Source organism: Flavobacteriales bacterium (genome assembly GCA_016124845.1).
Lineage (GTDB): Bacteria > Bacteroidota > Bacteroidia > UBA10329 > UBA10329 > UBA10329.
Genome location: WGMW01000018.1, coordinates 14,974 through 34,968 on the forward strand (window position 1 = coordinate 14,974; position 19,995 = coordinate 34,968).

General features: G+C 48.1%; 16 protein-coding genes. 12 read left to right on the forward strand and 4 right to left on the reverse strand.

Annotation, left to right across the window (positions count from 1 at the left end):
• Positions 1 to 78 precede the first annotated feature (78 nt).
• Positions 79 to 729: an ureidoglycolate hydrolase gene (locus tag GC178_08715; GenBank protein MBI1287645.1), complete on the forward strand. Its 651-nt coding sequence runs from the start codon at positions 79 to 81 to the stop codon at positions 727 to 729.
• Here GC178_08715 and GC178_08720 read toward each other — a convergent pair.
• The gene (locus tag GC178_08720) at positions 709 to 2,259 is read right to left on the reverse strand and encodes a hypothetical protein (GenBank protein MBI1287646.1); all 1,551 of its coding nucleotides are present in this window, start codon (positions 2,257 to 2,259) and stop codon (positions 709 to 711) included. The genes GC178_08715 and GC178_08720 overlap by 21 nt on opposite strands.
• A 155-nt stretch (positions 2,260 to 2,414) precedes the next feature.
• Between GC178_08720 and purL the strand changes: the two genes are divergently transcribed.
• Together purL and GC178_08730 are read left to right on the forward strand one after the other, a co-directional pair.
• Positions 2,415 to 4,670: a phosphoribosylformylglycinamidine synthase subunit PurL gene (purL, locus tag GC178_08725; GenBank protein MBI1287647.1), complete on the forward strand. Its 2,256-nt coding sequence runs from the start codon at positions 2,415 to 2,417 to the stop codon at positions 4,668 to 4,670.
• A 121-nt stretch (positions 4,671 to 4,791) separates the two neighbouring features.
• Positions 4,792 to 6,435, forward strand: a complete 1,644-nt coding sequence (locus tag GC178_08730) for an AMP-binding protein (GenBank protein MBI1287648.1) — start codon at positions 4,792 to 4,794, stop codon at positions 6,433 to 6,435.
• A gap of 31 nt (positions 6,436 to 6,466) precedes the next feature.
• Here GC178_08730 and GC178_08735 read toward each other — a convergent pair whose 3' ends face one another.
• Complete coding sequence (locus GC178_08735) at positions 6,467 to 6,712, reverse strand: hypothetical protein (protein ID MBI1287649.1); 246 nt, start codon at positions 6,710 to 6,712, stop codon at positions 6,467 to 6,469.
• A 353-nt stretch (positions 6,713 to 7,065) separates the two neighbouring features.
• Here GC178_08735 and GC178_08740 point away from each other — a divergent pair, with 353 nt between their 5' ends.
• From GC178_08740 to dinB, 5 genes are all read left to right on the forward strand, one after another.
• On the forward strand, positions 7,066 to 7,389 hold the full coding sequence (locus tag GC178_08740; GenBank protein ID MBI1287650.1) for a hypothetical protein: 324 nt from the start codon (positions 7,066 to 7,068) through the stop codon (positions 7,387 to 7,389).
• A gap of 38 nt (positions 7,390 to 7,427) precedes the next feature.
• Positions 7,428 to 7,853: a hypothetical protein gene (locus GC178_08745; protein ID MBI1287651.1), complete on the forward strand. Its 426-nt coding sequence runs from the start codon at positions 7,428 to 7,430 to the stop codon at positions 7,851 to 7,853.
• 312 nt (positions 7,854 to 8,165) lie between these two features.
• Positions 8,166 to 11,381: a DNA polymerase III subunit alpha gene (gene dnaE / locus GC178_08750; protein MBI1287652.1), complete on the forward strand. Its 3,216-nt coding sequence runs from the start codon at positions 8,166 to 8,168 to the stop codon at positions 11,379 to 11,381.
• Between the two features lie 23 nt (positions 11,382 to 11,404).
• Positions 11,405 to 12,574, forward strand: a complete 1,170-nt coding sequence (locus tag GC178_08755) for a DUF4143 domain-containing protein (GenBank protein MBI1287653.1) — start codon at positions 11,405 to 11,407, stop codon at positions 12,572 to 12,574.
• 119 nt (positions 12,575 to 12,693) lie between these two features.
• Positions 12,694 to 13,902: a DNA polymerase IV gene (gene dinB, locus GC178_08760; protein ID MBI1287654.1), complete on the forward strand. Its 1,209-nt coding sequence runs from the start codon at positions 12,694 to 12,696 to the stop codon at positions 13,900 to 13,902.
• On the opposite strand, the gene GC178_08765 is transcribed toward dinB, so the two are convergent.
• The gene (locus tag GC178_08765; GenBank protein ID MBI1287655.1) at positions 13,899 to 14,606 is read right to left on the reverse strand and encodes a hypothetical protein; all 708 of its coding nucleotides are present in this window, start codon (positions 14,604 to 14,606) and stop codon (positions 13,899 to 13,901) included. The two genes, dinB and GC178_08765, sit on opposite strands and share 4 nt — an antisense overlap.
• A gap of 90 nt (positions 14,607 to 14,696) precedes the next feature.
• Positions 14,697 to 14,876 (reverse strand): hypothetical protein, encoded by a 180-nt coding sequence (locus GC178_08770; GenBank protein MBI1287656.1) that lies wholly within the window; start codon positions 14,874 to 14,876, stop codon positions 14,697 to 14,699.
• A gap of 257 nt (positions 14,877 to 15,133) precedes the next feature.
• On the opposite strand from GC178_08770, the gene GC178_08775 reads away from it, so the two are divergent.
• The 4 genes from GC178_08775 (at position 15,134) to GC178_08790 (ending at position 19,877) form a co-directional block, all read left to right on the forward strand.
• Positions 15,134 to 15,622: a MarR family transcriptional regulator gene (locus tag GC178_08775; protein ID MBI1287657.1), complete on the forward strand. Its 489-nt coding sequence runs from the start codon at positions 15,134 to 15,136 to the stop codon at positions 15,620 to 15,622.
• 61 nt (positions 15,623 to 15,683) lie between these two features.
• A complete protein-coding gene (locus GC178_08780) occupies positions 15,684 to 18,080 on the forward strand; it encodes a 3-hydroxyacyl-CoA dehydrogenase (GenBank protein MBI1287658.1) in 2,397 nt (798 codons plus the stop codon).
• 32 nt (positions 18,081 to 18,112) lie between these two features.
• Complete coding sequence (locus GC178_08785; GenBank protein MBI1287659.1) at positions 18,113 to 18,700, forward strand: hypothetical protein; 588 nt, start codon at positions 18,113 to 18,115, stop codon at positions 18,698 to 18,700.
• A gap of 1 nt (position 18,701) precedes the next feature.
• Complete coding sequence (locus tag GC178_08790; GenBank protein ID MBI1287660.1) at positions 18,702 to 19,877, forward strand: acetyl-CoA C-acyltransferase; 1,176 nt, start codon at positions 18,702 to 18,704, stop codon at positions 19,875 to 19,877.
• Positions 19,878 to 19,995 lie beyond the last annotated feature (118 nt).

Consider the following 19,995-nt stretch of genomic DNA (forward strand, 5'->3'; position numbering starts at 1 on the left):
CACCTTTCGTTCAGAGATGTTCACGATTTCTTCACACGTACGAAGGTAAATGATTCCTGATTCGAATAGATTTGGGTCATGAAACTCGATTACCTCAATCCAGATGTGCCAGGCGAATTGCCATGGCACGAAGTAGAGATCATCAAGGCTACGCCTGAAAGTTTGGAAGGCTACGGCAAGATCGTTGAGCCTGAAGAGTACAAGAATTATCCGCTGGAGATCGTCCGGTGGCCAGCGCAAGGTTGGCGCGAGGTGGACGAAGGAACGGGTGATGAAGCGGGAACGGTTTCGGGCGATTTCACCTTTTATTGGGAAGGTGATGTGTTCAAAGGAAAGAACGATGCGGTGAATTCGCAGTATGTTTTCGGGTGGAGCAAGAACCCGAAAGATGCTTCAGAAATCTCAACCGACAAGCCTGAACGTGTGCTGCTTTGGCATGCAAACTACCATCCCGATGGCGGACAATTGTTCTTTCCATTGGAAGGCTGCGATTCGTTCATGACGGCATTGGCGTTGCCAGGAGATGATGTGAAACCAGAGCATTTCAAAGCATTCTTAGTGGAAGGAGGCAAAGGGCTTTACATCCATCCGAATGTTTGGCACGAAGCCATCGTTCCACTATCGCAACGCGCCAAATTCTATGATGAGCAGGGCGCGGTCCACGGCCGCATCAGTGTTCACTTTCCGAAGGAATTCGGAGTATTCCTGTCAGTTCCGATTCTCAAATAATCGCACAATGCTGTTCGGAAGAAGTCGTTTCAGAAAACCTCCAAGGCTTTCGGTTTTAATCAGAGCAATAAGCGCGCAAACCAGAAACGGCAGTGCAGGAACTTTATACCGCACAATTGCCCCGACAACAGGAGTAACCAGTCCTGTCAGGAGGAGAATCACAACCGCGAATCCAACGGCCAGATAGAAGGTCGGGCTGGAAAGCCCATTTCTGTCAAACAGGATAATTGCCAGCAGAATCAGGAGCAGAACGATCAGGTTTTCCAATCCTGAAAGCAGCATGAACGGAGAATCGATCTGCCAAGGGAACGGGCGGAAAAGCGCGTTCATCAGCGCAGCGGGTGAAGCTTTGACAATACTCCAAATGCTGTCGTCCAATTTGGGAATGTCAATGGTACTTCCCGTTCTTCCATAATCGAGCACCACATAGAATTCCGTCCCAGTTGGAAGCATTTTTTCTGTAGCATTCGGCTGTTTGGCATCTTGCCACGCAACCGCAGAAACATCTTTTAGAAGCGAAGCATCATCGCGGTCAGCCTCAAAATGAATGGCATCATAATCCTCGGCTTGGATATACAGCGTATCACCACTTGCGACCCGAACGTACGTTCCACCTTCTGCCAACTGGTAGAACTCAATCTGCTTCTTGGCCAATCGCGGTGCAACGCCTTTTTCGGGGTTTACCTGTTCCAGCGCAACCGCTCCCAAAAACAGCAGCAGATACATTCCGCCAAATACCAACGCAGGATGGAATTTTGGCCATTTCGAGCTTATCCTCCATCCAATGATACCAGGCATTATTGCGAGCAGCGCATAACTTTTTACCGAAAGCAACAACCACAATGAAATGCCAGCAAGCATGATTCCTTTGATGAAGTTTCCAGATTCTGAAAATCGGAGTACCGAAAGGAGTAGAAGCCCAAGACCGAGAAGTAGCAGCGGTTCTTTAAGCACGCCAGAAGCCCAGAACATCATTCCAGGCATGAGGAAGACGCCCAAGAAAAACCAACGCTCTTTGCTTGGATTCATCCGCCTCAGGAAGTGGAAAATACCCGTCAGGCCGATCAACCCAAGGAAATTCGCCACCACGTTATGAACGTTGTAATGCCCCATGGAGAACAATCGGACGAAAGCATTGAAACGGATAATCAGATGTGTATCGTTGGCAACCCCGTAGTGGTACGGCTTGTCCCAATGGCTCATCAGGTCGTAGTAAGCGGTGAACCGTTCGCGATTATCCGCGCCCCAACCGATCAGCATTTGCAGGTAATCCATCGGTCTTTCCGGCAAGGCCGAGAACATCACCATCGCATCGTCATAGTATTTCCAGATGTCGGCCGTGCTGCGGTCGGTGTAGTAATACGTGTAGATGAGGTAGAGCAGAAAGCCGCTCAGCACTTTGAGTACGAATGCACCCTGAAACCATCTGACAGGAACTGAACCCATACGGAAGAACTTCATCTTTCCGATAAGGAAGAGGAAGAATGCCGTGTATGCGAGTGTCAGAAGCGTGCCCTCCAAATGATACATGCAACCAAATGTAATCGGTTTCCATGATGTAAGGGCGTAGAACCATACACCCTTGCCATGTTGAAAACTCATCTATAAGGGATGGCGACCTCGACTTCCCACAACACATGCGTTGGTTACTTTTGCAGCACAATTCGAACGTATTTCCAGCCGACATGAGTACCTCAACCGACCAACTCACAACCGTAGAAACAGCCCAGAAACTTGGATTGCTCCCAGAGGAATTCGAGAAGATCAAAGGCATTCTTGGCCGAACGCCCAACTTCACGGAGTTGAGCATTTTTTCGGTGATGTGGAGTGAGCATTGTAGCTACAAGAACTCCATTACGTGGTTGAAGACGCTTCCGCGCGAAGGTTCGAAAATGCTTGTGGAAGCGGGCGAGGAAAACGCGGGTATGGTGGACATTGGTGATGGCTTAGCGTGTGTTTTCAAGATCGAAAGTCATAACCACCCATCGGCTTTGGAGCCTTACCAAGGCGCGGCAACAGGTGTTGGCGGCATCAACCGCGATATATTTACCATGGGTGCGCGTCCGATCGCACAGTTAAACTCATTGCGTTTCGGAAATCCAGACCTTGATAAGACCAAATGGTTGGTAAAAGGTGTGGTGAAAGGAATTGGCGATTACGGCAATTCATTCGGAATCCCGACCGTTGGTGGAGAAGTTTTCTTCGATGAATGCTACAATCAGAATCCGTTGGTGAACGCCATGTCTGTTGGAACGCTGGAAGTTGGTAAGATGGTTTCAGCAACATCTCATGGAGTTGGAAACCCAGTTTTCATTGTCGGTTCCTCTACCGGAAAAGACGGAATTCATGGTGCCGCTTTCGCGAGTAAGGACATCACGGAAGAAAGTGCTGGCGATCTTCCAGCAGTCCAGGTTGGCGACCCATTCCAAGAGAAATTATTGTTGGAAGCTTCTTTGGAAGTAATTGAAACTGGAGCCGTTATCGGTATGCAGGATATGGGCGCGGCGGGAATCACTTGTTCTACTTCAGAAATGAGCGAGAAAGGCGGCCACGGAATGGACATTTGGTTGGATAAAGTTCCAACGCGTCAGGAGAATATGCTCGATTGGGAAATTCTTTTGAGTGAATCGCAGGAGCGAATGCTGATCGTGGTTGAGAAAGGCCGCGAGGAAGATGTGCTGGCCGTGTTCGATAAGTGGGATCTGAACTGCGTGGAGATCGGTGTGGTAACCGCTCCGAACCTTGGCGAAAAAGGCGGAACACTTCGCTACTACATGCACGGAGAATTGAAGGCTGAAATTCCAGCTTGGGACTTGGTTCTTGGTGGAGGTGCGCCCGTTTACGAGAGAGAATACAAAGAGCCAGCCTACTACGCTGAATTCCAGAAGTTCAACATCGATCAGCTTTCTGAACCTGAAGATTACAAGGAAGCCGCTTGGCACTTGATCGGTCACTTGAATATCGCGTCCAAGAATTGGGTAACCGAGCAATACGATAGCATGGTGGGAACTGTGAATATGAGCACGAATGCGCCATCAGATGCTGCCGTTGTCAACCTGAAAGACAGCAAACGTGCGCTGACCATGACGGTGGATTGCAACTCGCGCTACATCAATGCCGATCCAGAAAAAGGAACGCAGATCGCGGTGGCTGAGGCTGCAAGAAACTTGGTTTGCACGGGTTCAGAACCAACTGGAGTGACGAACTGTCTGAACTTCGGAAACCCGTACGTGCCAGAAGTCTACTGGCAATTTGTGGGTGCCATCAAAGGAATGGGCGCAGCATGCCGCAAGTTCGATACACCTGTTACGGGCGGTAACGTGAGCTTCTACAATCAATCTGTTTTCAAGGACAAAACGGAACCAGTGTTCCCAACACCAACTATTGGAATGGTGGGAATTCTTACTGATAAGGAAGATCGCATGACCTTGAATTTCAAGAATGCAGGTGATCTTATCTACTTGGTCGGCACTTCTCGAAATGATGTCAATTCATCGGAGTATCTCTACAGTTTCCGTGGCGTGAAAGGTTCGCCTGCGCCACACATCGACCTGGATGAAGAGTTCGATTTCCAGCAGCAGATTCTTTCGTTGATCCGAAGCAAAGCTGTGAAGTCCGTTCATGACGTTTCTGACGGTGGCCTTTTCGTCACGCTGTTTGAAAGCGCGATGCCGAACGGTTTCGGATTTGAGATTGAGACAGATGACGAGATCAGAAAAGATGCCTTCCTGTTCGGGGAAAGCCAAAGCCGCGCAGTGGTTTCTGTTTCGCCAGAAGATCAGGAACAATTCGTTGAAATGATGACTGCTTCGGGAGTGGACTTCACACTTCTCGGAACTGTGACATCAGACAATAAAATGACCATTGACGGTGATGAATTTGGGCATGTGAGCGAAGCCTCCAAAACGTACAATTCCGTATTGGCTCAGAAAATGGCTTAAGCAGAGGCTGCTTCCCGAAGCTTCATCTTGCTTGATTTCGGTGAAATCTTATTTTTGGTCGCTTGATAATTATCAAGCGACCTTTTTTATTGCATCAACCTCAAATAAAACATCCGAATAAATGAGCTACCCACTTCCTTTAGACATGCTGTACCGCTGGGAGAAAGAATCCCCGGATATGGTTTACATGCGCCAACCCATCAACGGGCAATGGAAAGAATGGACCTGGAAAGAAACGGGACAGGAAGTGCGCAAGATGGCAGCTTATCTGAAAGGATTGGGCTACGAACCAGGTTCGAAGATCGCGGTCATCTCCAAGAACTGCGCGCATTGGATCATCTCCGACCTCGCTATTCAAATGGCCGGTTACTGTGGCGTGCCGATGTACCCGAATCTGAACGAGGATACGGTGAAGCAGATCTTGGAGCACAGCGAATCGAAGTTGCTTTTCGTAGGGAAATTGGATGGTTGGGAAAACATGCGGCCCGGTGTTCCACAGAATGTGAAGTGCATTGCATTCCCATTTTATACGGAGGAAGGGTACGATGAATGGTATGATCTGGTAAAAGACGTGGAGCCGATAACGGAAGATGTGCAACGCAACCCGATGGACATGGCCACCATCATCTACACATCTGGAACGACAGGTATGCCGAAAGGCGTGATGCACAAGTTCTACAACTTTGGTTGGGCGGCCGAGAAAGCCATGAATGAGTTGAAATTGGAGCCGCATACACAGCGATTTTTCTCATACCTGCCGCTGTGCCACATTGCAGAAAGACTGTTGGTGGAGATGGGAAGCATCTACACAGGAAGTCAGGTTTCGTTCGCAGAATCGCTGGATACGTTTGCAGCTAACTTGGCCGAATCGAAGCCAACGGTTTTCCTTGGTGTGCCGCGTATCTGGACCAAGTTCCAGCAGGGAATTCTGGCCAAGATGCCACAGAAAAAACTCGATCTGTTCCTGAAAATTCCAATTCTGAATGGAATTGTGAAGAAGAAGATCCAGTCAGGACTTGGGTTGCAGGAAGCTCCGAATGTCTTTACCGGTGCGGCCCCAACGCCAGCTTCGCTCATCGAATGGTTCGCCAAATTGGGCATCAACATTCAGGAGGCTTATGCCATGACGGAGAATTGTTGCTACAGCCACGTTACGCGTAACGATGCCATCAAGGTGGGTTATGTAGGTCAGCCGCTGCCAGATTGCGAAGTGAAATTGAGTGATGTGAAGGAAATTCTCATCAAGCATGAAGCGTTGATGGATGGTTACTACAAGGAGCCAGAAATGACCGCGGAAACGCTGGTTGATGGTTGGTTGCGAACGGGAGATGAAGGCTACATTGATGAGCAGGGATTCTTGAAGATCACAGGGCGTGTGAAGGACCTTTTCAAGACCACCAAAGGGAAATATGTGGCACCATCGCCCATTGAAATGGACATCTCTGAGAACTCAGATATTGAGCAGGTATGTGTGGTCGGAGATGGTATTCCACAACCAATTGCGCTGATCGTCACTTCAGAATCCGCAGCTGGAAAATCGAAGAATGAGATCGAGGACAGTATTCTGAAAACGTTGGATCATGTGAATCCAGATCTGGATCACCATGAACAGGTCAAGAAGGCGATCATCGTCAAAGAACCTTGGACGGTGGAGAATGAGTTGCTCACACCAACCATGAAAATCAAGCGGAATCCGATCGAGAAGATCTACAAGGCACGGTACGAAGAATGGTACAATTCTCCAGACAAGATCATCTGGGAATGACCCATTCGGAAATGGAATTGAAAAGAGCCGCTTATTGAGCGGCTTTTTTTGTGCCGAAGATTTCCCACGCAGCCTTTCCGATAAAGAAAGCGAGGAACACCCACGGGAAACCATGGAAAACGAGGTCGAACCAATCCATGCCCGTCATACCGATGGCACCACCCGCCACCCAACGTATCTTACCTACAATATGTGGTTCTGGGAAGAACGGGGCAAGACCAAGTGTAAGCGATGCAAATACCCAAGACGTGAGTTGCTTTTTTGTGTTCGGATTCATGGTGCAAATTTCGTGGTGCGTTGATCAAGTACTGTGACCTACCGCACCTTTCCAATCCACTGATCCAATCCCTTACCCAGTCGGAAATCCCTACCACCTCCTAAGCATTTCCTTCGAGGGTTGCATCATGGGTCTTTTCGGCAATGGCCGTTGCCAGAGCAATGGCAGAATCAGGGTTGGAATATTGAAGATCCATTGCTGCCTGCAGGTCTGGTTGAGAGAACCCATTGAGCGTTTGCAGCATCAGAAAATGGTCGAAAGCCATTTCATTTTGGATTGTTGATGTGGAAGCATGTTGAAACGTGACTGAGGATTAGTTTCTATATTTCACGAATAACTGTGAAAGTAACGATATGGCACATTGGAGTTATAATGAGTTTTTGGCGTTTGTTCTTGTGTATGCGGCCAATTCAGACCAACAAGTGGTAAGCAAGGAATTGGATTTCTTGTATAACAGGTTCGATGTCGATCTGGTCAATAGGATGCAAAAAGAGTTCAACGACCTGTCTGACTCGCAATGTGTCGATAGACTGCTCATGTACAAGGAGTCTTATGTTTCAGATAAAGTAGCGTTGGATAAATTGCTGGAGGATGTTTCGGCTGTTTATCTTGCTGACGGCAAAATGGTCTCTGAAGAAAAAATGGCCTTGATGATGCTGAGGCGGATTCTCGCCTAACGTAGCGTTCTCTTGTTCAATGGTTAGCATGTGTTTAAATGGGAGCGGCATCAGTCTATCATGTGGGAAACAAAAATTGCTCGCGACTTAAACTTTTTCGTTCCGAAAATGGAATTTTCAAAGTCATTGAATTTGATGAGTTCCCGTTAATCATTTCGGGACATGAACATACTCTTGTGCGAAATGACATTGCTGAAACTTTGCACTCAATTCTAAGAAATGAAATTCGGTTGGAATCGGTTTCAATAGAAAGACAATCCACGGGCGATAAGTGGAACGATTATTCAGAAGTCATCATCGGCAATGAAATCTTTCCCGAAAAAATAAGTTCTGATATGATTTTGGACGAAAATGTTTGGATATATGATAACTGCATTTTCGTATCGCAAAATGTTAAAGATCAACTTGAAACTTTAGCTGGAGACAGATTGATGTTTTCAGAGGGATTCAGCCGGTTTGCGTGAAAAGAAGGCACTACGCTTATCAAAGAACTGAATTGAAAACCAAGTTTCGGTAGAGGTTTTTTGGTCGACTTTCACAGTTTTTGACCCACTCAAATAGATTACGGTCTGCCGCCTGAACTTGGCCTAAAAGTTATCAACGAAAGGCCGATCGAACCACAACTATCAACTACCTTGAATGCCCTTTCCGCTGAAAAATGGGAAGGAAAAGTCGATGGCATTCAGTCCATAGACCACAGAAAAACCATCAACTGTGAACCGTGGACTGTCGACAATGGACTATTGAACATGAACCTGTTTCGGATTTAGAATTTCGTGCTTCTAAACACTCACACATATTACAGCTTCCATTACGGCACGGTAAAGACCGAAGAGCTGCTGGAAATTGCCGTTCGGGCAGGTGCGCGGTCTGTGGCACTGACGGATGTGAACAGTTCGGCCGCGTGTCTCGATTTTTTACGGCAAGCGCGAGAATTTGACATCCATCCCGTTGTCGGGGTCGATTTCAAAAAAGGAACGCAGACCAAGTATGTGGCACTGGCGCGAAACAATGATGGTTTTGCAGAGATCAACAGGCATCTTTCGCAGCAGTTAATGGGTGAAATTGAGGTTTCCGACCGCGCACCTGAATTCCAGCATGCGTATGTCATTTATCCGTTTGAGCAATGGATGAAAATGACCACCCCGTCCCTTCAGGACACCCCTCCTTCCAAGGAGGGGAACGGCACTCCGAATCAAGCATACTACAAACATCAGATCAACGCACCAGCTCTCCCCCTGAAAAGGGGGAGTACCGCGAAGCGGGGAGGGGGTCTTTTTTTTGGCTTGCGCGAAAACGAATTCATTGGCATTCGTCCCACAGAACTGATGCGATTACAGCTTTCTCCATGGGCAAAGCAGAAAGAAAAACTGGTTGTGTTGCAACCGATGACGTTCCGTAACAAGCGTGATTTCAATACACATCGACTACTGCGCGCCATTGACAACAATTGTCTACTGAGCCGATTGCCAGCCGAGGAACAGTCCACAGAAAAAGACGTTTTCTGGCATTGCGATGACCTGCGAAAAGCGTTTGCAGAATTCCCACACATCATCGCAAATACCGAACGGCTGTTACAGGATTGCCATGTGAGTTTTGAGTTCGGGAATTACGAGGCCTCACACAATCAACATCACTTTAAAGATTCGTTTCAAGAAGACAAAGAAGAACTGGAACGGCTTTGTCAGGAAGGACTTCCGTACCGTTATCCGAATGCTGACCGAACGGTTCTGGAGCGACTTCAGAAAGAGTTGGACATCATCGAAAAGAAGAAGTTCTACAGCTACTTCCTCATCAATCATGACATTGTCAATTACGCTAAAAGCCAAGGTTATTTCCACGTTGGGCGCGGAAGCGGTGCCAACAGCATGGTGGCCTATCTAATCGGTATAACCGATGTCGATCCGATCGAACTCGACCTCTACTTCGAACGGTTCATCAATCCATCACGGAAAAACCCGCCCGATTTTGACATTGATTTTTCGTGGACCGACCGCGAAGATGTGACGCGCTACATTTTCAACACGTATCCGAAGGCGGCTTTGCTCGGTTCGTATTCCACGTTCAAAAACCGTTCAGTAAACCGCGAATTAGGAAAGGTACTTGGCCTGCCAGCCGATGAAATTGACCGACTGAACGACCGCTACACCAACATCAATTCACTCGACCATCTCTCGAAACTCGTGCTGAAATACGGTGCGCGCATTCAGAGTTTTCCGAACCACACCACGGTGCATTCCAGCGGCATTCTCATTCCCGAGCGCGATATCCATTATTATGGCGCCACGTTCATGCCGCCCAAAGGTTTTCAGACCACGCAGTTCGATATGTACGTTTCGGAGGATGTTGGCCTGCACAAATTCGACATTCTCGGGCAGCGCGGACTGGGCAAAATCAAAGACAGCATTTCCATCATTAAAGAAAATCAGGGCTTGGATGTTGATGTGCATGATATTCCGAAATTCAAGGAAGACCCTGCCATCAAAAAGCTACTGAAAACGGGCAAAACGGTCGGTGCGTTTTATGTGGAATCGCCTGCCATGCGGATGTTGCTCACCAAGTTGAAAGCCGAAGATTACAACCGCTTGGTGGCGGCCAGTTCCATCATCCGTCCAGGCGTTTCGAAAAGCGGCATGATGCGCGAGTACATTCTGCGGTTTCAGGATGAAGAAAGGCGCAAAGCGGCCGAGGCCGAACTGCCTGATTTGTACTCCATTCTGCACGACACTTTCGGGGTGATGGTGTATCAAGAAGATGTACTGAAAGTGGCGCACCTATTTGCCGACCTCACGTTGGAAGAAGCCGACACGCTGCGCAGAGGCATGTCGTGGAAATTCCGTGAGCGCAACGAATTCTGGTCGGTGAAAGATCAGTTTTTCAGCAATTGCATTGCGAAAGGTCATCCGAAGGAAACGATTGAAAAGATCTGGGAACAGATTATGAGTTTCGGGAATTTTGCGTTTGCGAAAGGTCACTCCGCCAGTTACGCGGTAGAGAGTTTTCAGGCGCTATTCTTAAAAGCACATTACCCGCTTGAATACATGGTGGCCACAGTGAACAACGGTGGCGGCTTCTACTCGAAGGAACTGTATCTGCACGAAGCCAAACTGCATGGCGCGAAAATTCATTTGCCGTGCGTGAACCGTAGCAATAGCGGAGCAAACATTTACGGCAAAGACATTTTCATCGGATTGGGAATGATTGCTGGGCTGGAAGCAGAAACGCTGAAACAACTTTTGATGGAGCGTCACCAAAATGGTGCATTCCAAGACCTGCGTGATGTGGTGAAACGCGTTCCTGTTTCGTTGGAACAGTTGCGTATTCTCATCCGAATTGGCGCATTGCGGTTTACAGGTTTGGACAAAAAAGCATTGCTGTGGGATGCGCATTTTCTACTTGGACACACCAAAGTTTCTCGGCCTGTTCGCAAACTCTTCGATGCTGAAGTGAAGGAATTCCGATTGCCCGAACTCTGGTATCATGAACTGGAAAATGCCTATGATGAAATGGAACTGCTCGGTTTCCCCGTTACCATTTCACCGTTCGACCTGATTGACAAAACTGGTCTGCCAACACTTACGGTAGCCGAAATGAACCAGCGCGTGAACGAGACCGTGGAGATCATCGGTTATCGGGTTCATGTTCGCGGCACGCATACCAGCGATGGCAAGTACATGACCTTCGGTAATCTCATCGACCTCGAAGGGCAATGGATCAATAGCGTGCAGTTCCCGAATGTGGCTGATAAGTATCCGTTCCGTGGGCCAGGCATTTACAAGTTGCGCGGAAAAGTGACCGAGGAATTCGGCCACATCAGTTTGGAAACGGAGTATTTGGAGCGCATTCCGAACATCAACATCGAAACGCCCAATACGCGCGTTGCGAATGTTGCTGTGGAAAATGGAATGAAGGGTGCGAATCGGAAGTTGGTCGGTCAAAGGTTGTATGAGGCTGACCGGAGCAATGAGTCTTCATTAACCCCGTATATTTAAAATTAAAATTTAAATTTACGGTAATGGTAGTAAGAAGAATAACATCGAAAGTGATAGAGGCATTGGACAGTCAGGATGCTGTAGCCCTCTTGGGACCTCGCCAAGCGGGCAAGACCACGCTGGCTCATTTCATTCATGAACAGACACCTTCCATTTACTTGGATCTGGAGTCGATGACCGACCGCAACAAGCTCAGTGATCCTGAACTGTTTCTTCGACAGCATGCGGATAAACTGGTCATTTTGGATGAGATCCATCGTATGCCAGATATATTTCAGCCCATGCGCGGATTGATCGATGAAGGGCGAAGGACAGGCAATCGCAACAAGCGGTTTCTAATTCTCGGTTCAGCCGCCATCGACCTCCTCAGACAATCGGGCGAGACATTGGCCGGTCGCATCTCCTATATCGATATGGGACCATTTGATGTACTGGAGGTGGGACATGATCTGAATTCGATGAACCGACTTTGGCTTCGAGGTGGTTTTCCCGATAGCTATTTGGCAAACTCCGAAGAACAGAGTTTCAACCTGAGACGCAACTTCGTCCGAACGTATCTTGAACGCGATGTTCCTCAGTTCGGCCCGAGGATCCCGTCAGAGACCTTGGAACGGCTTTGGACCATGCTGGCCCATAATCAGGGAACATTATTGAACAGTTCCCGATTGGCGTCCGGGCTTTCAGTCACATCTCCCACCGTTACCAGTTATATCAGTTTACTGACCGACCTGTTGTTGGTGAGAAGGCTGATGCCCTTTCACAAAAATGTTGGAAAACGGCTCGTCAGGTCTCCTAAAACGTATGTGCGGGACAGTGGATTGCTTCATGCTCTACTGGGAATCCGAGATTCCGACACCTTGGCCGGACATCCGGTTGTGGGAGCCAGTTGGGAGGGATTTGCAATTGAGAACATACTGGCAGCCGCACCCGAACATGCAAAGGCCAGTTTTTATCGGACCGCTGATGGTGCTGAAGTGGACCTTGTGTTGGAACTCGGTGGTTCTGAAGGATTATGGGCAATTGAGGTAAAACTGGGCTTGGCACCGAAACCGACCAAAGGTTTTTTCAATGCCTTGGAAGATCTGCAACCTGACAGAGCATTCATTGTCTATTCAGGCGATGAACGCTATCCTTTGAACTCAGAAATAGAGGTGATAGGATTGAGAGAATTGGCGGAAATGGTCAGTAAATAGATCATGAGGCTATGCGGTAATGAAGAAATTGAAGTAATGAATAAGATCCATAGCATTCAGTCCATCGTCCACAGAGCCAAGCCGTGGACTGTCGTCTATCAACCGTGGACTATTTCAAAATGAAATCCATCATCCATATCGACCTTGATACGTTTTTCATCTCGTGTGAAAGACTGATCGATAGCCGATTGGTCGGGAAACCTGTTTTGGTGGGTGGCGTTACGGACCGTGGCGTGGTGGCTTCGTGCAGTTATGAAGCGCGGGCTTTCGGAATTCATTCTGCTATGCCGATGAAAATGGCGCGGCAACTTTGTCCTGAAGCCATTGTAATACGGGGCGACAGCGGCACGTACAGCAAATTCTCCAACGATGTGACGGAGATCATCAAGGAGGAATCGCCCTTGTATGAGAAATCGAGCATTGATGAGTTTTACATTGACGCTACGGGAATGGACCGTTTTTTCGGTTGCTACAAATGGGCGCAGGAATTGCGCGGACGCATCATAAAAGAGACGGGGCTTCCTATTTCGTTTGCGCTTTCTACGAGTAAAACCGTGGCCAAAGTGGGAACAGGTGAAGCTAAACCGAACAACCATCGGGAAATTCCGAAGGACACGGAAATGCCGTTTCTCGCACCGCTTTCCATCAAGAAGATCCCACAAGTGGGCGACCAGACTTACCGCATGCTGCGCAGCATGGGCGTGGAGAAAGTAAAGACCGTGCAGGACATGCCGATGGAACTGATGGAACGCGTGATGGGCAAACCTGGCATCACGCTTTGGAAGAAAACCCATGCCATTGATAACACGCCCGTTATCCCGTATCACGAGCGGAAATCAATTTCCATCGAACGCACGTTTGAGCGCGATACCACCGATATGGTGAAGCTGAAAAGCATCATCAAGGCCATGGCCGAAAACTTGGCCTATCAACTTCGGAATGGCGACAAACTCACCTCGTGTGTTACGGTCAAGATCCGTTATTCCGATTTTCAGACCACGAGCAAACAGCTTCGGATTCCGTACACGAGTGCGGATCATACGCTCATCAAAACCGTAGAAGAACTATTCGATAAACTCTACGACCGCAGAGTGCTCATTCGGTTGGTTGGTGTACGGTTCAGCCATTTGGTGGGTGGCGGCTATCAGATCAATATGTTTGAGGACAGCGAGGAAATGATCAAGCTCTATCAGGCCATGGACAAGGTTCGCAACAAGTACGGGCAGGATGCCGTGAAGCGAGCCGTGGCAATGGGTTCAAAAGGTATTGGAAGGTCGAATCCGTTCAACGGGCAGCCGCCTATTATTCCTGCGCATAGGAGAGCCTAATTCAGTCCGTGTTCAATCCAATCCATTGCTGGATAGCCGAACTGACCATTGCTCCAGCGATGTATGATTTCTCCGTTCTTGACATACAGAAAACTCGGAAATCGTCCACGGCTCAATGCATAGGTCGCATCTGGTTCCGGAGCAAGGAAAACGGGAATTTCGGTTGATGGTACATGATTCAAGAATTGTTCAACACCCGTTGAATCATCCGCAAATACAAGAACAGAGAAGTTCAATTTGTTGGTGCGGGCCTGCATCTTTTCCAATTTTGGAATGGAATTGATGCAGTGAGGACAATTGGGTAAGGCAAGGCAGACCAGACCTTCGTAACTGCCAAATTGTTTACCAAGAAAGGCTTCAACAGGATGGGCAGCCGGAGCATCAACATTGGTAACCTCCGTACCAACCTGATTCCAATCATCGATGTAAGGAAGATTCACGGCCAGATATCCTCCAATGCATGAGCCGAAGATCAGGATACCGATCACAACCTTCATAAACTTTGATGCATTGAAAAGTAATAGGACGCATGAGGTTAGGGTCACGGCAGATAGAATTATCAGAATTCTGGGGAAAAGATAGGACATCATCCATCCTGAATTCAATGAATCCAATAGAATATCGGAGGCCGATTGTGAGTAAATTGTAAGAAGGCCGATGAGTGCGGCAGCTAAAAGACCTACAATGAATATGAGTAAACGCATGGGTGTTTCTACAAATGTGCTAAGTAAAGGGTGAAAAAAGAAGAGCCTGCCAAATTTGGCAGGCTCTTGAATGATAGAAATCTGATCGAGTTAATCGCAGTTGTAACCTCCCGCCTCAAGAGAGGCTTTGTAATCGTCCCAATTCTGTCCTGATGGAGTGTCATCCTCACAGAATTTTGCAGTTAGTAGTTTGCAACATTCTTGTTTCTTACAAGAACTCATTGCAACAACACCAAGTCCGAAGACTGCTAAAAAGAAGAACTTTTTCATGTTTGTTAGTTTAGATTAAGTTAAATGGTTGTGAATGTCAAAATTAAAAATGTTTTACACATAACAAATACGTAAGATCTCGTATTTGTAACAAGATAAGATTTTTAAGCACTATTTTAATGATCAGGTAATACCCGGTTACACTAATTCGGATTTGCGAAGAACTGTTCAGTTTTGTCTTCCAGAAAACGTATGCGTGCATAATACTTTTTCAAATTTGGTATGCATGCATAATAAATTTATACATTCGGCACCGCATGGGTAAGAAGCGACATCTAAGGCCTGAAGAAAGTGTGTGTTTCACTACGAAAACCACATGGCACGCTATTTCGCGACTGTATAATACGACCGGTGCACAGCACGATGTAAGTGCTTCCACCGGTTTTGTTTTGCTCAATATCGATGTTGAGAATGGCACACCGGCCACCAAGATCGCGCCAGCATTGGGCATGGAGCCACGGAGTCTGACGCGCATGCTGAAGACCATGGAAGAGAAGGGTTATTTGGAGAGAAGGGCCGATCCATCGGACGGACGGGTGATGCGCATCTTCCTGACCGAAGAAGGCAAGAAGAAGCGCGAACTGGCCAAGGTGGGTGTTGTGGCTTTCAATAAGGCAGTGAGAGACGCGGTGCCTGAGGAGAAGTTGAACATCTTCTTCGAAGTGGCCAACACGATCAACGAGATCATTGACAAGAAGTCGATCTACGATAAAGTAAACGTGAATCAATTAGGAATTAAGAATTAGAAATGAACCAAAAAGCGGTCAGCCGAATTGCTGGTCGCATTTCACTAATCACTAAATACAAATGAAAAGAAGTATTAAAAAGGTAGCTGTACTCGGTTCTGGTGTGATGGGGTCGCGTATTGCATGTCATTTTGCCAACGTAGGTTTGGAGGTGCTTCTTCTTGATATTGTTCCGCGCGAGCCGAACGATGCTGAGAAGGCGAAAGGACTGACAACCGAGCATCCAGCGGTAAGAAACCGCATTGTGAATGATGCATTGGCGTTTGCCATCAAGTCGAACCCGAACCCACTTTACAAGAAGTCGTTCGCAAGCCGCATCACCACAGGAAACTTTGATGACGATATGCCGAAGATCGCTGAGTGCGATTGGGTGATCGAGGTCGTTGTAGAGCGCTTGGACATTAAGCAGCAGGTATTTGCCAATGTGGAAAAATACCGCAAGCCAGGAACGCTGATCACATCAAACACATCAGGTATTCCTATTCATATGATGTTGGAAGGAAGAAGCGAGGATTTCCAGAAGCATTTTGCTGGAACGCACTTCTTCAACCCACCGCGTTATCTGAAATTGCTGGAGATCATCCCAACTCCGAAAACGGATCCGGCTGTCACTGATTTCTTGATGGATTACGGTGATCGTTTCCTTGGTAAGACCACCGTATTGTGTAAAGACACGCCAGCGTTCATCGCAAACCGTGTGGGTGTTTACAGCATTCAGGCATTGTTCCACTTGGTGGAGGAAATGGACCTGACGGTTACCGAAGTGGATAAGATGACAGGGCCGATTCTTGGTCGTGCCAAGTCTGCCACTTTCAGAACATGTGATGTGGTCGGTTTGGATACGTTGGTTCTTGTGGCTGGCGGATTGAAGCAGAACTGCCCGAACGATGAAGCCAATCACCTTTTCGATGTTCCTGGATACATCACCAAAATGGTGGAGAACGGCTGGATCGGTTCCAAGGCTGGACAAGGTTTCTATAAGAAGGAAGGGAAGACCATCCTTGAATTGAACCTGAAAACATTGGAGTATCAGGAAGCCGCCAAAGTTGACTTCCCAACGTTGAAGGCTGCAAAGGCTGAGGATAATCTTCGCAAGCGAATGAAGATCCTTGCTGGTGGAACCGACAAGGCAGGTGAATTCTACCGCAAGGCGTTCTACGGGTTGTTCCAGTACGCGGCAAACCGTATTCCTGAAATTTCTGACGACCTATATAAGATTGATGATGCCATCGGTGCTGGATTCGGTTGGCAGTTGGGACCATTCGCTACTTGGGATGCACTTGGCGTTGCCGAGACCGTAAAGGCAATGGAAGAAGCTGGCAAGAAGCCTGCTCAGTGGGTGTACGACATGCTTGCAAAAGGCTGCGACACCTTCTACAAAGCGAAAGACGGCAAGCAGTTGTACTACGATATTCCTTCGGGAGACTACAAAGTGGTTCCTGGAACGGAAGACCTTATCATATTGGATAACCTACGTGAGAACAACGTGGTTTGGAGCAACACAGGAGCAACCATCTTCGACCTTGGCGATGGCGTTCTGAACTTGGAGTTCCACACGAAGATGAACACCATCGGTAGCGAGATCCTTCAGGGAATCAATAAGGCGATCGACCTTGCCGAAGGCGATGCGAAATGGAAAGGTGTTGTGATCGCTAACAATGGCGAGAATTTCTCTGCTGGTGCCAACTTGGGAATGATCTTCATGCTTGCTGCTCAGCAAGAAGTTGAAGAATTGGACATGGCGGTGAAAGCTTTCCAAGATACCGTCATGCGAATCCGTTACTCATCCATTCCAGTTGTTTCTGCACCACACGGAATGGCGTTGGGCGGAGGTTGCGAGATCTGTCTGCACTCAGATAAGGTCATCGCGGCAGCGGAAACATATATCGGATTGGTTGAGTTCGGAGCGGGAGTTATCCCAGCAGGTGCTGGATCGAAAGAAATGGCTTTGCGCGCTTCTGACGATTTCCAAAAAGACAACTTGGAATTGCCAGCATTGCGTGAACGCTTCCTGACAGTAGGTATGGCAAAAGTGGCCACATCTGCCGAAGAGGCCTTCGAATTGGGCATCCTCAGAAAAGGAATCGATGAGGTTTCTGTTTCTGCCGAAAGAAGGATCGGTCGTGCCAAGCGCGCAGTTATCGAACTGTACGAGCAAGGCTACTCGCAACCAGCAGAGCGCAAGGATATTAAGGTCTTGGGCAAGAAAGGGCTGGGAATTTTCGTTGCAGGAGCACGGAGCATGGAAAGCGCCAAGTACATTTCTGAACACGACAGGATCATTTCTGAAGAGTTCGGTTACGTGCTTGCAGGAGGCGACCTCTCCCAGGCTACAGAAGTATCGGAAAGATACCTTCTCGGCCTGGAGCGTAAAGCCTTCCTGAAACTGGCCATGACCCGCAAGTCGATGGAAAGGATGCAGAGCCTGGTAACCACAGGTAGACCACTTAGAAACTGATCCTTTCCTTTGTATAAATGCAAGGAAAGGCCATGCTAAAGCACCGTGTCAAATTCATCATCATATTGTTTCTCAGCGCAGCACCGATCTTACTCTTCGGTCAGTCATCCGAGCGGCCAAAATTTGCCCCAAGGAGAGACAAGCACAGGAACGTACGCGATGAGTTTGACCGCAAGCAAGGGCTATGGAAACTCTATTCTGCTTCGCGATTGCTCATTGCAGAGATCGAATACCAGAACGACAAGAAGCACGGCATGTCCAGACGCTACTACCCGCATACGGGTGAGCTTATGGAAGAGGCTGAGTATTTTGATGGTAAGAAGCACGGAACGTATAGGAAGTTCTATTACACGGGTGCCGCTAAAACGGAGGGCGAATACGAAAAGAACAAGCGCACAGGCTACTGGGTCAATTATTACCACAACACGGGCGAAATACGCTCTGAAGGTAATTATGAACGAGGCCAGAAGACAGGCGATTGGAAGTATTACGATTCCCAAGGCGACCTCAAATACACCTATACCTACGACAAAGGAGTTCTTGTGGCCAAGGATGGAGTTTCTATCGAAGAATTGAAAAAATTAGAAGAACAGAAGAATCAAACGATAAACATTAAATAACATGGACGCATACATTGTAGCAGGATTCAGATCAGCGGTCGGTAAGGCGCCACGCGGTGTATTCAAATTCACCCGCCCGGACGACATTGCGGCAGATGTGATCAAGCATCTGGTAGCATCTGTTCCTAACTTGGATAAGGACACAATTGACGATGTGATCGCTGGTTGTGCCACGCCAGAGGCCGAACTCGGTCTCAACATCGGCAGAATGATCTCTTTGATGGGATTGGATACCGTAAAGGTTCCTGGAATGACCGTGAACCGTTACTGCTCATCAGGTTTGGAGACAATTGCCATTGCCGCATCAAAAATTCACGCTGGCTTGGCCGATTGCATCATTGCAGGAGGTGTGGAGAGCATGAGCCCGATGCCATTCGGTGGTTGGACGGTCACTCCGAATTACGAAGTTGCCAAGTACCACTCTGATTGGTACTGGGGAATGGGACTTACCGCAGAGGAAGTTGCCGAGAAGTACAACGTGAGCCGCGAGGATCAGGATGCTTTTTCTGTGCGGTCGCACGACAGAGCGTTGGCTGCCATTGCCAGCGGACGTTTCAAAGACGACATCGTTCCAATTACCGTGAACGAAGTTTACTTGGATGCCAACGAGAAAAGAGCCGAGCGTTCTTATGTGGTAGATACCGATGAAGGTCCTCGTAAAGGAACCAATATCGAAGCGCTGTCAAGACTTCGCCCCGTATTCAAGACCGGTGGTTCTGTAACCGCTGGTAACTCATCTCAGACATCTGACGGTGCTGCCTTTGTAATGGTGGTTTCTGAGAAGAAATTAAAGGAGCTTGGCGTTGAGCCGATCGCCCGTGTGGTTTCTTATGCCGTAACAGGTTTGGAGCCTCGCGAAATGGGTGTCGGTCCGATCACTGCCATTCCAGCTGCGTTGAAGATCGCTGGTATCAAGCAGGACGACCTTGACATCATCGAACTGAACGAAGCATTCGCATCGCAGTCATTGGCTGTTGTTCGCACACTTGGTCTGAATGAGGACAAGGTGAACGTGAACGGAGGTGCCATTGCCTTGGGTCACCCACTGGGTTGTACTGGTGGAAAACTCACTGTTCAGATGATGAACGAGTTGAAGAAGACAGGCGGTAAGTACGGTATGGTGACCATGTGTGTGGGAACCGGACAGGGTGCTGCCGGTGTATTCGAAATGATGTAAGACTGATGCGAATTACGAATTGAATACGAATATGACGAATACGTGCGCTGACCGTTCAATCTTGAGCTGCGATTGCGGAAGCAGCATTCGTCATATTCGTACCGCTTGCGGCATTCGT

What these genes read in the sequence shown, in the direction of transcription:
- dinB (MBI1287654.1), top strand. Translation starts at nt 12,694, where the DNA reads ATGAAATCCATCATCCATATCGACCTTGATACGTTTTTCATCTCGTGT.
- GC178_08785 (MBI1287659.1), top strand. Translation starts at nt 18,113, where the DNA reads ATGCTAAAGCACCGTGTCAAATTCATCATCATATTGTTTCTCAGCGCA.
- GC178_08780 (MBI1287658.1), top strand. Translation starts at nt 15,684, where the DNA reads ATGAAAAGAAGTATTAAAAAGGTAGCTGTACTCGGTTCTGGTGTGATG.
- GC178_08735 (MBI1287649.1), bottom strand. Translation starts at nt 6,712, where the DNA reads ATGAATCCGAACACAAAAAAGCAACTCACGTCTTGGGTATTTGCATCG.
- GC178_08765 (MBI1287655.1), bottom strand. Translation starts at nt 14,606, where the DNA reads ATGCGTTTACTCATATTCATTGTAGGTCTTTTAGCTGCCGCACTCATC.
- purL (MBI1287647.1), top strand. Translation starts at nt 2,415, where the DNA reads ATGAGTACCTCAACCGACCAACTCACAACCGTAGAAACAGCCCAGAAA.
- GC178_08740 (MBI1287650.1), top strand. Translation starts at nt 7,066, where the DNA reads ATGGCACATTGGAGTTATAATGAGTTTTTGGCGTTTGTTCTTGTGTAT.
- GC178_08790 (MBI1287660.1), top strand. Translation starts at nt 18,702, where the DNA reads ATGGACGCATACATTGTAGCAGGATTCAGATCAGCGGTCGGTAAGGCG.
- GC178_08715 (MBI1287645.1), top strand. Translation starts at nt 79, where the DNA reads ATGAAACTCGATTACCTCAATCCAGATGTGCCAGGCGAATTGCCATGG.
- GC178_08770 (MBI1287656.1), bottom strand. Translation starts at nt 14,876, where the DNA reads ATGAAAAAGTTCTTCTTTTTAGCAGTCTTCGGACTTGGTGTTGTTGCA.
- GC178_08720 (MBI1287646.1), bottom strand. Translation starts at nt 2,259, where the DNA reads ATGTATCATTTGGAGGGCACGCTTCTGACACTCGCATACACGGCATTC.
- GC178_08775 (MBI1287657.1), top strand. Translation starts at nt 15,134, where the DNA reads ATGGGTAAGAAGCGACATCTAAGGCCTGAAGAAAGTGTGTGTTTCACT.
- GC178_08745 (MBI1287651.1), top strand. Translation starts at nt 7,428, where the DNA reads ATGGGAGCGGCATCAGTCTATCATGTGGGAAACAAAAATTGCTCGCGA.
- GC178_08755 (MBI1287653.1), top strand. Translation starts at nt 11,405, where the DNA reads ATGGTAGTAAGAAGAATAACATCGAAAGTGATAGAGGCATTGGACAGT.
- GC178_08730 (MBI1287648.1), top strand. Translation starts at nt 4,792, where the DNA reads ATGAGCTACCCACTTCCTTTAGACATGCTGTACCGCTGGGAGAAAGAA.